This is a genomic window from Desulfofarcimen acetoxidans DSM 771 (assembly GCF_000024205.1).
GTDB classification, from domain to species: Bacteria; Bacillota; Desulfotomaculia; order Desulfotomaculales; family Desulfofarciminaceae; genus Desulfofarcimen; species Desulfofarcimen acetoxidans.
The window spans coordinates 19,287-32,905 of the sequence record NC_013216.1; the positions used below are offsets into that span (position 1 = coordinate 19,287).

11 protein-coding genes and 1 pseudogene are annotated in these 13,619 nt (G+C 41.2%); 10 read left to right on the plus strand and 2 right to left on the minus strand.

Going from position 1 to position 13,619, the window contains the following annotated elements:
• The first annotated feature begins 171 nt into the window (after positions 1-171).
• Positions 172-1,182, plus strand: coding sequence for a DUF1848 domain-containing protein (locus tag DTOX_RS00105; RefSeq protein ID WP_242652495.1), 1,011 nt, complete (start codon positions 172-174; stop codon positions 1,180-1,182).
• Positions 1,183-1,577: 395 nt separating this feature from the next.
• Here the strand turns inward: DTOX_RS00105 and DTOX_RS00110 are convergent, their stop codons facing one another.
• Positions 1,578-2,558 carry a helix-turn-helix transcriptional regulator gene (locus DTOX_RS00110; protein ID WP_012813435.1) on the minus strand — a complete coding sequence of 327 codons (981 nt, stop codon included), beginning with the start codon at positions 2,556-2,558 and terminating at the stop codon, positions 1,578-1,580.
• Between the two features lie 236 nt (positions 2,559-2,794).
• On the opposite strand from DTOX_RS00110, the gene DTOX_RS00115 reads away from it, so the two are divergent.
• Positions 2,795-3,169, plus strand: coding sequence for a CidA/LrgA family protein (locus DTOX_RS00115; RefSeq protein WP_012813436.1), 375 nt, complete (start codon positions 2,795-2,797; stop codon positions 3,167-3,169).
• A 5-nt stretch (positions 3,170-3,174) separates the two neighbouring features.
• The gene (locus DTOX_RS00120) at positions 3,175-3,876 is read left to right on the plus strand and encodes an LrgB family protein (protein ID WP_012813437.1); all 702 of its coding nucleotides are present in this window, start codon (positions 3,175-3,177) and stop codon (positions 3,874-3,876) included.
• A gap of 26 nt (positions 3,877-3,902) precedes the next feature.
• On the opposite strand, the gene DTOX_RS00125 is transcribed toward DTOX_RS00120, so the two are convergent.
• Positions 3,903-4,397 carry an Lrp/AsnC family transcriptional regulator gene (locus tag DTOX_RS00125; protein WP_012813438.1) on the minus strand — a complete coding sequence of 165 codons (495 nt, stop codon included), beginning with the start codon at positions 4,395-4,397 and terminating at the stop codon, positions 3,903-3,905.
• Positions 4,398-4,984: 587 nt separating this feature from the next.
• On the opposite strand from DTOX_RS00125, the gene DTOX_RS00130 reads away from it, so the two are divergent.
• From DTOX_RS00130 to pylC, 7 genes and pseudogenes are all read left to right on the plus strand, one after another.
• A complete protein-coding gene (locus tag DTOX_RS00130; RefSeq protein ID WP_012813439.1) occupies positions 4,985-5,998 on the plus strand; it encodes a uroporphyrinogen decarboxylase family protein in 1,014 nt (337 codons plus the stop codon).
• Positions 5,999-6,009: 11 nt separating this feature from the next.
• The gene (locus tag DTOX_RS00135; protein WP_012813440.1) at positions 6,010-6,672 is read left to right on the plus strand and encodes a corrinoid protein; all 663 of its coding nucleotides are present in this window, start codon (positions 6,010-6,012) and stop codon (positions 6,670-6,672) included.
• Between the two features lies 1 nt (position 6,673).
• A pseudogene (locus tag DTOX_RS23955) lies at positions 6,674-8,062 on the plus strand (monomethylamine:corrinoid methyltransferase).
• A 314-nt stretch (positions 8,063-8,376) separates the two neighbouring features.
• Positions 8,377-10,320: an ASKHA domain-containing protein gene (locus DTOX_RS00150; RefSeq protein WP_012813442.1), complete on the plus strand. Its 1,944-nt coding sequence runs from the start codon at positions 8,377-8,379 to the stop codon at positions 10,318-10,320.
• 122 nt (positions 10,321-10,442) lie between these two features.
• Positions 10,443-11,279, plus strand: a complete 837-nt coding sequence (gene pylSc, locus DTOX_RS00155) for a pyrrolysine--tRNA(Pyl) ligase large subunit (protein ID WP_012813443.1) — start codon at positions 10,443-10,445, stop codon at positions 11,277-11,279.
• A gap of 43 nt (positions 11,280-11,322) precedes the next feature.
• Entirely contained in the window at positions 11,323-12,429 is a 1,107-nt protein-coding gene (gene pylB / locus DTOX_RS00160) for a methylornithine synthase PylB (protein ID WP_012813444.1), read from the plus strand.
• Entirely contained in the window at positions 12,420-13,580 is a 1,161-nt protein-coding gene (pylC, locus tag DTOX_RS00165; protein ID WP_012813445.1) for a 3-methylornithine--L-lysine ligase PylC, read from the plus strand. Before pylB ends, pylC begins: the two co-directional genes overlap by 10 nt.
• The last annotated feature ends 39 nt before the right edge of the window (positions 13,581-13,619 follow it).

The window sequence follows — 13,619 nt, forward strand, 5'->3', positions numbered from 1 at the left end:
TAGAATAAATATAACACATATTACATTTTGCTGAATAGTTACTTTTTTCTTTAGATATCGCTCTGTTAAAAAATAGAACCTGCTAATCCAATAACAAAATGGTTAAATTGTAAAAAACTATAGCCGGAGTATCAATTCTAAATATAACAAGACCAGGGTGGGGCTTCCCGTATGCTGCCTTTGAAGAAATTAAAGGCTGGCGGAGGAGGAAACCTGACCGCCGGTATCGCAAGAAAAAAATACCGGAAAGGAAATTGTGGACAGGGAGAAAAAAACATGATTCTCTCCGCCTCGCGAAGAACAGACATACCGTGTTTTTATTCCGACTGGTTCATGAACCGAATCAGAGCCGGATATGTCTTAACACGCAATCCTATGAATCACGCGCAGCTTTCGCGTATACCCCTCTCGCCCGAAATCGTTGACTGCATCGTCTTCTGGACGAAGGACGCAAAAAACATTATGCCGCACCTCGGTGTGCTTGATGGCATGGGTTATAAATACTGTTTTCAGTTTACACTGACACCGTATAACCGCTCACTTGAGCGAAATCTGCGCGGCAAAGCCGAAATTGAGGATACCTTCATTGCACTGTCAAAGCAAATAGGCAAAAAACAAATTATATGGCGTTATGATCCGATAATACTCAACAGCACGCTGGATATTGCATACCATAGGGCGCAGTTTGAGCGGATGTGCGACAAACTTGCGGACTATACAGAAACATTGATAATCAGCTTTGTTGACATTTATACTAAGTTGAAAACAAATTTAATTCGCGAAATTACTCCAGATGAAATCATCAAATTGAGCAAATTCATTGGCAAAACTGCAAAAGCCTATGGATTGAGCGTTGTTGCCTGCTGTGAGAAAGACAGTCTTATACAATACGGCATAGAAAAAGCGAGCTGTATTGATAAAATAATGCTCGAAAAAGTCTGCGGGTGCAAACTTAACATTTTGCCTGACAAAAATCAACGCCCCGGTTGCGGGTGTATGGAGAGCGTTGATATCGGTGCATACAACACATGCTTAAACGGCTGTGTGTACTGCTACGCAAATGGCAATCCTGCCGTTATTGAGCGTCGGTATAATTCGCACAATCCTCAAAATGAACTGATAATCGGTACGGTTGCTGACAAGGAAAAGATTATGGAAAGAAAGGTTAAATCGCACAGGTGAAAGACAAAAGTATAGTAGGTCGTCAAATGCGAATTGTCCATTATGCTTAATTCATACAATGATAGCTTTAATATCATTTAAAAATTAAGAGATATCGAAGGTGAATACACAAAACAATTAAACATAAATAAGCTAAGGCCTTCCTTTAAAAGGGAGGCCTTTTTGTTAACCATCTGCTAACTTGATTTTAAAACTTATATTAAACATTCGCGTTCATTCGTTCGTGTCTATCCGGAAATTATTTAGAATTGTCATTTCTGCTATTGCAAGTGAATAACCTTTGATCTTTTAGTGAATTTAACCAGGCAGGTTAATAAGATAGCAGCATTATTAGTAGATAAATAGGACTATTGTTAAATGGACAAAAAATTCACTTGATTAAACATGATTAACCATTATACTTCTGCCACAATAAGCCCGGTTTCGTTTAAGTCATAGTCACCCAACCCCTGTAGTTCTGATTTAAATTCAGAGGATCTGATTATCTCAAGGACTGCTTGAAACAGGGGTTTTTCCATGTTTTCTTTTCTTATGACCATTTCATAACGTTCCTTTTGTAAAGGAATAAAATCAATACCCCTTACCTGTAATGATACTTTTTCGTTACCTAAAGCCAAATCAGCTTCGCCTCTGGCAACAGCACTAGCCATGGCCAAATGGGAATAATCTTCTTTATCATAACCGTTAATTAATTGCCTGTCCAATTTCAACCTGTGAAGATGTTCGTCTAAAAGAACTCTTGTGCCGCTGCCTCTTTCTCTGTTGATAAAAACTATATCTGTTCGAATTAAATCATGCCAATCTTTAATATGTTTGGGATTGTTTCGAGCTACATAAAAACCTTGCATGCGACAAGCTAAGTGAATTATTACCGCCGGTGTGCCAGGCATTAAATGACGCACATAAGGAATATTATAAATATCTTTTTCACCATCCCATAGATGTATTGCGGCTAAATGAGCCTTACCCTGATAGAGAGCTAAAAGACCGGGAAAACTTCCTACATGATGACGGAAACTGCGTGCTCCATTGGGGTGGCGATCCAGGTAACGGGCTAAAATATCAAGAAGCACATCTTGACCGCACACGACTAACTCTTGAGATGCAGGAATAATTTCATCGGTGAAAAACCCCTTTTTAGCTGCTAGATTGCCGGTAATTTTTTGATGTTGCGGGATATGACTTTCTGACAGCAATTCATTTATTTTACCCTGCTTTTTATAATTTTCAACATCCTTTAAATCCACTCTAATTTTTCTTCCCACCCGGTAAGCAGGAAGTTCGCCTCGTTTAATCAACTCATATACGGTATTTTTTGCAATTTTTAATATGCCTGAGACTTCTTCGGGGGTTAGGGAAACTTCTTCTTTGCTCAAGTCAATACCTCCCAAAATATCCTATCATTAATTTTAACATAAAATATTAATAATTGTAAGTAAGTGAGCAAACGTATAATCTTGAATTAAGCAATAAGCATTTCATTTAGTAAATTTTATAACAAGTTTGGTTTTTATATAATGAAACATTCAACTGAGGGTATGTGTTGCTATACTCCTCAATATCTGTATAATTAAAATGATGTAGCAATGTTCTATATGCGAGGAGAATGAACGTGAAAGACTTTTTTTTGGGTTTTAGTATTTTAATTTGGCTTCAGCTTTTGGGAGAAGTTTTGGTGTCTGTATTATATCTTCCGCTGCCAGGTACTTTGATAGGAATGCTTATGGTAACATTTTTTTTATCCACAGGGATATTAGCTGATGGCAGGGTTAAAGAGGCGGTTCAAATACTTCTGGAACACATGCCACTTTTTTTTATTCCTTTGACTGTAGGAATTGTAGGGGTTTGGAGTTTGGTTAGGGATCAGCTGGCTCAATTGATACTGTTGGTGGGAGTAAGTACATTTATTGTTCTTTTTATTACAGGACATATGACACAATATTTTATCCGTGTTCAGGATAAAAAATCTTTTAAAGAAGGCCGATGATTATTATGGATAAATTTTTTATTTCTCCACTGTTTCTTGTGGGGTTAACACTAGCCTGCTATTTTGTCTCACTTTCTTTTTATAAAAAATATAGGCTGCTCTTATTTCACCCGGTACCTTTGTCATCATTAATAATTATTCTTTTCTTGTATAATAGAGGGATAAATTATATTACCTATGAAAAAGCAACAGGGTTTATTTCATTTTTTTTGGGACCTGCTACACTGGCTTTAGGTTATAATTTATACCGGGATTTTTCCATGATTCGGCGTAGAGTATGGCCCATTTTATTGGGTTCCTTTTGCGGAGCCATTGCGGGTGTTTTTTCCGTATATATTCTGGGCAAGCTGCTCTGTATTAATCAATCAATTATCTTTTCTTTTTTGCCTAAATCAACCACTACACCAATAGCTCTGGCTATTGCCACTAAATACGGGGGTATCGGCTCGTTAACGGTTGCTGCTGTTGTTGTAACCGGTATTTTGGGAGCCCTGATTGGCCCGGAATTTCTTACTCTAACCGGTATTAGGGATAATACTGCCAGAGGGCTGGCTATGGGCAGCGCTGCCCATGCCATAGGAACCAGCCGGGCTCTCCAGGAAAACAGCGAACAGGGCTCCCTGGCTGGTTTGGCAATTATTCTTTGCGGACTTTTTACAGCTTTGATTATCAGTATGATTAATATATTTAAAGAGTACATATTTTAATTGGCAAATAAAAATATGTACAAGGATTATTCTTTAATCACTGCTTGGGAATTATTAAGTATTTGTTGTATATCTATACCACACTTTTCTATAGGTGAAGAGAGAACCATCATAGTCTCAGCCCGTTGAAAGCCATATACCTGGTCGATTTTATTAAAAAGAATATGCAGGAGATCTTCATTGTCCTGTGCTCTTACTTTAACAAGATAATCGTAGCGTCCGGTTACAACATGCACTTCTTCCACTTCAACAATTTGCTGTAATTCTTTGGTGGTACGGTAGGCCTCACAGCCCTGAACGGTGGTTAAGCCTACAATAGCAGTTACTTGATATCCAATGCGTTGAGCATTAATCCTAGCGTGAAAGCCTTCGATAACACCATTTTCAATTAGTTTGCGAATCCTTTCGTTAATGGTCACCCGTGACACACCAACCTGGGTGGCTATATCTTGATAGGAGGAGCGGGCATTCTCTTGCAGGGTTTTTACAATAGCTAAATCAATGCTGTCTAGAGGTTGCATTTATACCATCCTTTTCTTTAGATTCTTATTTTAAATTCATACCCTGGTTTGCTGCTTTATTGGTCAGTATGGTTTTATCCTACATACCTGAATATTATTATATTTGCAGCCATAATTAACAACTTCGCTGTTTTATTTGTAATTCCTGTTTAGTGATTATGTAATTGACATCAATTTTAATATACTTTGTGATCTTAGCGTCAAAACTATTATATAAAAATTTTTTAATAATATCTATAACAAATGTACAGTAAAACAGTAGTTTAAATTTCAAAAAGTAGTTGACTTAGCCAATTAGCTATGCTAATATAAAGCCAAGCAAGAAAGTTGTTTTCAAATGTAAGATATAAATAAATGGATAGCTGTTTGTTTAAATATGGCGAAGAAGCTTTCTGCAGCAGGCTATCCAGTAATAATTATATTGTAAGGTTAATTGGCTAAAAATTAAGATAAGATTATTATAAAATGGATACAAAGTGGTATCAGTTGGCAATGACGCTTTTCAGGAGATTAATCTCTTGAAAAGCGTTTTTTTGTTTATATTAGGTTGCTTAACATAAAAATATACTGAAAAGGGGGTATAGTTATTGAAAATAAATATGGATAAATGGGCCGGGGATATTATTGAGGATGAAAAAGTTAAGAACTTGCCTATACTGTTTTTTCCCTGTCTTCCTACAATAAATAAAGGAGTTATTGAGGTAATCAATAATGCCGAGGCTCATTATGAAAACATGAAAAATGTTATAGCGGAATTTCCAGCCATGATTGGTGCTATGACTGGTATGGATTTAACCTCTGAAGCTGAAACCTTTGGGTGTGGGGTTAGTTTTTCGGATACTGAGGCACCACATATTACCGGGGAAATTGTCTTTGACAGAGCTTCTGCAGAAAGTTTGCAAGTACCTTCCGTAAATGACGGGCGAGGACCGGTTTTTGTGAAGGCTGCCGGATTGGCGGCACAGAATATTACAGACCGCCCCACCTTTGGGGGCATGCTGGGACCTTATTCCCTGGCGGGAGTTTTGATGGGAATTGAGCGTGCCCTTAAAGCAACTATAAAGGATGGCCAAACAGTTCACATAGTGCTGGAAAAATGCACCTGTTACCTGATAGCTTATGCCAAAGCGTTTAAAGAAGCGGGAGCCAACGGCATATTGATAGCTGAACCGACAGCAGGTCTTTTGCCGCCTAAGCATTGTGATGAGTTTTCCTCTAAGTATGTAAAAGAAATTGTCGATGCGGTTCAAGATGAAGGTTTTTTTGTTGTTCTGCATAACTGCGGCAATACAAAAAAACTAGTTGATTCCATGGTTAGCACAGGCGCTAAAGGTTATCATTTCGGCAACGCAGTGCAAATGGTTGATGTTATTTCACAAATTCCACCAAAGTACCTGGTATTCGGCAATATAGATCCGGCCAGGGTACTAAATGAAGGAACAGAGGAACTTATTAAGGAGACTACAAAAGATTTATTAGAAAAAATGAAACCTTACAAACATTTTGTTTTATCATCAGGCTGTGATCTTCCTATGGAAGTGCCCATAGCTAACCTAAAAAGCTTTTTTGTAGCCCTGGAGGAATTTAATAATGGAGAATAGGAGGTAAGAGGGTGAGTCGGAGTGAGATTTTAGAAAAACTTAAAAGATCAATTGCAGAAACAGACAGCGATCTGGCGGCAGAAGCGGCTAATGAGGCGGTAGCTGCCGGAATTGAACCGACAGTGGCAGTAAATGATGGTTTGTCCAAAGGAATGAAGGTTATCGGCGATCTTTTTGATGAAGGAGAGGTTTTTGTTCCACAGTTATTGCTTGCCGCCGAAGCTTTTGAAACAGCCATGGGTATAATATTCGGTGAAATGTCTGAAGAGGAAAAAAGCAGTGCCTCTCAAGGCAAAGTGCTGATACATACCGTACAGGGGGATATACATGATATTGGTAAGAATATTGTTAAAACTATGATGTCCGCCGCCGGTTTCGAAGTAATTGACCTGGGTCGGGATGTGGCTGTGGAAGAAGTGATTAAACAGGCCAAGCAGCATAAGGTAGATATTATTGCCGGGTCGGCTCTTATGACTACCACTATGCCCGCTCAGAGGGATATCGTCAGCCTGCTGAAAGAAGAAGGTATTCGTGATCAATTTAAAATCATGTTTGGCGGGGCGCCTGTCTCTGCTGAATGGGTAACTAAAATTGGAGCGGACGCATATGCAGATACTGCCTCCGGTGCTGTTGAGCAGGCACTGGCCTTAATGGCAGAGAAAAGGAGTGGATAAAATGGCTCTGGCCAAGACTATAACAGTATTTGATATATATGACAGAGCTAAAAGCGGCCCCAAAATGGAGGAAAAGGACTGGGATTACAAGTTAATACCCCAGAAAGCGGCCGCACTTAAGAAAAAATACAACATAAAAATGGACAAAAAGCAGATTATTCCAACAGATAAGGAGTTAATTAATAATCTCTTTAAAGCCGGGTTGGAGATGTTGGTGGATTGCGGAGTATACTGCATTGATACTAACCGCGTGATAAAGTATACTGAGGAAGAGGTGCTTGCTTCCATAGCAACTGCTCCTACCAAAGTTATGTATGGAGAAGGAAAAGATGCGGTTGAGTTGAGTTGCCGCAGTTATACCGATTCCCGCCCGCCGATAATTCAGGGGGGACCCACGGGAGCACCTTGTTCGGAGGATTTGTTCCTGTCCATACACCAGTCATATGCTCAAGAACCGCTGGTAGATACTATTGTAGACGGTGTGCTGCAAACAATCAATGGCCATGATCCAGTGCCAAACAGCCCGTGGGAAATTGCGGCGGTTAAATCCGAAGCAATTATGGTTAGGGCGGCTCAAAGCAGGGCCGGTCGGCCTGGTATGGGATTGTAGGGGAATGAAACTTCACTTTCACCTGCCGGAGTTATCGCTGCAGATTTTCCCGGTGGGATGAGGCCTTCTGACAGCCATGAGGTATCACAGTTAAATGAGCTGAAGATTGATGTAGGTGCATTGGTTTTCACCGCTCATTATGTACTAACTGGGAATATTATTATGTGCGAGCAGATGCCTATATATGGTGGTTATGCAGGTGGTTTGGAAGAAACAACTATTGTCGATGTAGCCACCACAATAAACTCTTTTGTTATGACGCAAGCCACCTGGCACCTGGACGGTCCTGTCCATGTGCGCTGGGGTATAACTACGGCGAGAGAGACTTTGGCCATAGCCGGTCACTGTGCCATGGCCATTGAAGCCAACACTAATTTAATGCTGGGCAACCAGTACTACACTTTAGCCGGTCCCTGTACTGTAATGTGTTTATTGGAGACAGCCGCACAGGCCATCACTGATACTGCCAGTGGTCGTGAAGTTCTGTCCGGTGTAGCGGCCTCCAAGGGAGTAGCCACAAACTACACAACCGGCCTGGAAGCAAGGATGATGGCGGAAGCGGCCCGTGCCGCAGCAGGTATGGAAACCGCAAAAGTTAATGAAATTTTGGATAACCTGGTTGCTATTTATGAAAAAGATTACAAAACTGCTCCTAAAGGCAAACCCTTTGAAGAATGTTATGATATGGTGAAATTAGTTCCTACCCAGGAATATCTGGATGTGTATGATGAGGCAGTGAAGATTCTTACTGGCTTAGGTCTTACTTATTGGACCAAATAATTAATCATCATAAGTGTAATTTCCTAGAGTATGAAAAATGGAATACCGGGTTTGGGAAACCCGGTATTCCAAATTATATTATCTTGGAGAGTGGCTCGTAAGGAGCGCATGAACTCTAAACTCATGCAGCCGGGTGTAACTCCCGGACTCTTCGCCAAACACAAAAGCTTATAAAAAAGATTAATTAGAAGAGGAACGTGAATATACTGGCATTGCTGCCTTCACATTTTATATTTATGTTCCTCTTTTAATTCTTTTATTTAAAAATGGTATGGCTGTCGCGGCATAATATAAACGGATCGGAAGTGCTGTTAATGAAATATAACGTTGTTTTTCAACCGTCGGGACGCCGGGGTATGGTGGTTGAGGGTATAAGCCTCCTTCAGGCTTCCCGGGATCTGGGCGCCGATATCGAAGGACCCTGCGGCGGTACCGGAAAATGCGGCAAGTGCAAGGTAAAAATTGAGGAAGGCTATTTTGAGAAGTACAGTATAACTTCACAAAGCTCAAATCTTTTGCCGTTGACCGAGCAGGAAAAGGCCGTGCTCACACCTGATGAGCAGCTTGATCATTATAGATTAGCCTGCTGTGCAATAATTCAAGGAGATGTCCTGGTCTTTGTTCCCGAGCAAAGCAGCCAGGCCAAACAAGTAATTTTGGAAAGTTCGCGGGGTAGAAGCGCCAATTTAAATCCTGCCGTAAAAAAATATTATATAGAGATGAAAAAGGCGACTCTGGATGATTACAGGGATGATTATATGCGGCTTAAAAATGCTTTAATAGAAAATTACAGTCACTTGAAGGATGAATTTTCTGTAGATTACAAGGTTTTGTTAACATTGCCGAATGTTTTGAGAGAAAGCGGTTGGAAGGTAACTGTCACCCTGTGGAATGAGAGAAATGTAATTGCTGTGGAGCCGGGGCGGGTGGAAGAAGCTTACGGTATTGCTGTTGATATTGGAACAACCACTATAGCTGCTTATCTTTGTGATTTAAACACGGGCATGCTTTTAAAACGTGACTCGCTGATGAATTCCCAGGTTCGCTATGGCGATGATGTAATCTCGCGTATATCCTATTGCATGATGAATGAGGATGGTTTGGCCAGACTGCACAATCTGATTATTGAAGATATAAACAAGCTGATAGAACGAATGGCGGAAGCCGCGCATGTTAATTGTGAAAATATATATGAATTGGTTCTTGTTTTTAACACCGCCATGCATCACATAACCTTAAATATCGATCCGAGATATATGGGGAGTTCCCCTTTTGTGTCTGTTATAAGAGAGCCTGTAGATATTAAAGCAAGAGAATTGGGTATAAAAATTGCCGAAGGCGGTAATGTTCACTGTCTCCCGGTTGAGGCCGGTTTTGTTGGGGCTGATAATGTTTCCGTACTAATTGCTGAAGAGCCGTATAAACAGGATAAAATGATGCTTCTTATAGACATAGGGACCAATGGTGAAATTAATCTTGGTAATAGAGATTGTATAATGTCGACCTCGTGCGCTACCGGGCCTGCTCTGGAGGGAGCTCAAATAAAACATGGCATGAGGGCTGCTCCCGGCGCAATAGAAGGGGTTAAGATTGACCGGCATTCTTTTGAGCCTGAATGCAAAGTTATTGGGGGGGGAGTTAATAGCAGCTCACAGACGGGATATATAAAAGGTATTTGTGGTTCGGGTATTATTGATGCAGTTGCCTGTTTGTTTAAAGCAGGTATTATCCTGCCGGACGGTAGTTTCAATAAAAAGCTTGATATTCCGAGGCTGCGCCGGAGTTCAGAAGGGAAAATGGAGTATGTGCTGGTCTGGGCCGCCGAGACATCTGCCGGACAGGACATAACGATAACACAAAAAGATGTTCGTGCGGTTCAATTGGCTAAAGCCGCTTTATATGCAGGAGCAAAAATTCTTATGCAAAAAAGGGATGTCAATAAACTGGATGGTGTTGTTTTGGCCGGAGCCTTTGGCAGTTATATAAATAAGGAAAGTGCTCTGCTGATTGGCATGTTTCCTGATTGTGCTTTAGAAAATGTTATTGCTGTTGGTAACGCCGCGGGAGAAGGGGCCAGACTGGCCCTTTTGGATAAGGATAAGCGTTTAGAAGCTAAAGAGGCTGCTTCCTTTGTTAAATTTGTTGAGACAGCGGCGGAAGCAGATTTTCAGAAACATTTTTTTGAGGCTATGTATTTCCCCCATGCTAAAGACTCCTTCCCCCATATGCAGAATATTCTTGACGGAGAAGAAAAATGATGCAGTGGGAGTAGGTATCGGCAGGACAGCATTCTTAATCAAATATTCGTGTTAAAAGTTGAGGGTGCAGCCAGTAGTGCGGCAAATTCAATTGCTATAATATTTTGAAAGGGGGTAGGAAGATGTCATTTTTATGGACTGTGTCGCAACAAAAAAGACTTAGTGAATTAAACGCTTCCGAAGAAGAGAAAAATATGAGCTTTTCTTCGACGTCAGACAGGGAAGCAGCTTATAAAAGAGTTGAGATGCGGTTGATTAATGAAAGCAAACAGCGTTTGAATAAACTAAGACACGAAACCAAAAGACCTGCCATTTGTGCTTTGGAAAATCGCCTGGCGGCAGCCCTGAGGGGTGCAGGTTTTGTGCAAGTTGCAACGCCCGTTATACTTTCTAAAAAGTTGTTGGGGAAGATGACTATTACTGATGAGCATGCACTTTTCTCACAGGTCTTTTGGATTGAAGAAAATAAATGCCTGCGTCCCATGCTTGCCCCGAACTTGTATTATATTCTAAAGGATTTGTTGAGGCTCTGGGAAAAACCGGTTCGCATCTTTGAGATTGGCTCTTGTTTTCGCAAGGAATCACAGGGCAGCAATCATTTAAATGAATTTACTATGCTTAACCTGGTTGAATGGGGCTTGCCGGAAGAACAGCGCCAGAAGAGGATCAGTGAATTGGCTAAATTAGTAATGGATGAAACCGGTATTGATGAATACCATTTGGAACACGCGGAATCAGTAGTCTATGGTGAAACCGTGGATGTTATGCATAGAGACATAGAATTGGGTTCCGGCGCTCTTGGCCCGCACTTTCTTGATGGGCGCTGGGGCGTTGTTGGTCCCTGGGTAGGCATTGGTTTTGGCCTGGAACGCCTGCTTATGGTTGAACAGGGCGGACAGAATGTTCGCAGCATGGGCAAAAGCCTGACTTATTTGGACGGGGTAAGGCTAAATATCTGATAATAAATATTGAAAAGTATTGTGAGAAAGAGGAGTTATTATCATGGTTACTATAAATCTTGAAGCAATTATCGACAAGGCCTTGAACCGAAATACTCTTTCAAAAGAAGAAATTAAATTTCTTCTTAAGCTGTCTGACCCTCTGATGAAGGAAAAAGTTTTTCTAACAGCCAGGGAATTGCGCAACAGATATTTTCAGGATCGGGTTTTCCTATATGGATTTATTTATTTCTCTACTTATTGCAGGAATGATTGCAGCTTTTGCTATTATCGCAAATCCAATAACTTGTGCCGGAGGTATCGCAAGACGGCAGCGGAAGTTGCTGATATCGCCCGTGCCCTGGCTGAGTCAGGAGTATATCTCATTGATTTAACCATGGGTGAGGATCCCCTGTACCTTTCAGACAGTACGGAGGGACAGGAGAAACTGTTGGAAATTGTTAGAATGGTGAAAGAAAGTACAGGTTTGCCGGTTATGATATCTCCTGGTGTTGTAGCGGCCGGCATGTTAAAAAAATTAAAAGAGGCCGGGGCCGATTGGTATGCCTGCTATCAGGAAACTCATAACCGGCGGTTGTATAAAAAACTAAGACTAAACCAGAGCTATAATGAAAGATGGGCTATAAAGGTATATGCAAAAACTATCGGCATGCTGGTAGAAGAAGGTCTATTGGTTGGTGTGGGGGACAGCATTGACGATATTGTTAATTCTTTAATGGAAATGAAAAGCCTGGGGGCGGAGCAGGTCAGGACGATGACTTTCGTACCCCAGCAAGGTACTCCGCTGTATGGAATAGATGCGCCTGGTGACGCTCTGGAGCTTAATATTATTGCCGTTATGCGTATCCTATTTCCGGATAGGCTGATTCCTGCTTCTCTGGATGTTAAGGGTATATTTGGCTTGAAAGAGCGTCTTGATGCAGGAGCAAATGTTGTTACTTCTTTGATTCCGCCTGAGCGGGGATTGGTTGGAGTTTCACAGAGCACGCTGGATATCTCTGAGGGGCACAGAACGGTTAAAGGGATCATGCCGGCTTTGCAGTCCTGCGGGTTGAAGCCGGCGACTCTTGCTGAATATACCAAATGGATAAAAGAAAAACAGGGCCATCCGATAAAAATTGATAAAAGGAAGGAAATGCTGTGCTGGTAGCAATAATGGGTGGAAAGCTGCAGGGCGTGGAAGCGGCCTATCTTTCCCGGCAAGCCGGATGGAAAGCAGTGCTGGTTGACAGGAATCGGGACGCTCCGGCTGCCGGGATGTGCGATAACTTTATCCAAGCTGATCTTATGGAGAAAGATAAATTAGTTGATTTATTTAAGAAAGTTAAACTGGTTATTCCGGCTGTGGAAAACAGTGAGGTACTGGAAAATATCAAAGAATGTGCCCTTGCGGCAGGTGTGAAAATTATTTATGATTCTGCTGCCTATGCTCTTTCTTCCTCCAAAATAGAGTCGGATAAACTCTTTGCAAGGCTTGATCTGCCTGTTCCGAAGCCCTGGTCCGGCTGTGGCTTTCCTGTTGTCATAAAGCCCTCCGGAGCAAGCGGCAGTGAAAATGTTTATAAGATTAACAGTCTCAGAGATTTTAACGAGCTTACCTTGAAGCTGGGTAATCTGGATAGTTGGGTCAAACAGGAATATCTGCGGGGTCCCTCCTACTCGATTGAAGTTATAGGCTGCAAGGGGGATTATCAGACTTTCCAGATAACAGAATTAGAAATGGACGCCGCTCATGATTGTAAAAGAGTATTGGCTCCTGCGCAATTATCCACGGAAAAGCAGGATGAATTTAAATCTCAGGCTGTTAAAATAGCCCGGGCTCTCAACTTGAATGGAATTATGGATGTCGAAGTCATTTTGCATGATGAAAAGTTTAAAGTACTGGAAATAGACGCCCGCTTGCCAAGCCAGACTCCAACCGTAGTTTATAAAGCCACGGGTATTAATATGCTGGAAGTTTTATGGCCCGGTGGCTTAAAAAGAAGGGAGAAGCAAGAAATAGGAATGACCAGGGGCGTTGTTTATGAACATATTAAAGTAAGAAGCAACCGGCTGATTGAAGTTGGCGGAGAGCATATAATGGCGGGAGCCGGTCGCCTGCATATCTTAAAAAAGTTTTTTGGTGCAGACGAAGCTATTTCAAATTATGACAGGGATAAAACAGAATGGGTTGCTACTCTCATTATTACAGGTAAGAACAGGCAGGAGGCTTGGTTAAAAAGAACGGCAGTTATAAAGAATATCATGCAAGAGTTTGCTGTTGAGGATTGCATGGATACCGGCATTTCAAATAAAGGATGACCGAGTTAAAATGATTATAAAATAAATATATTATAAGAA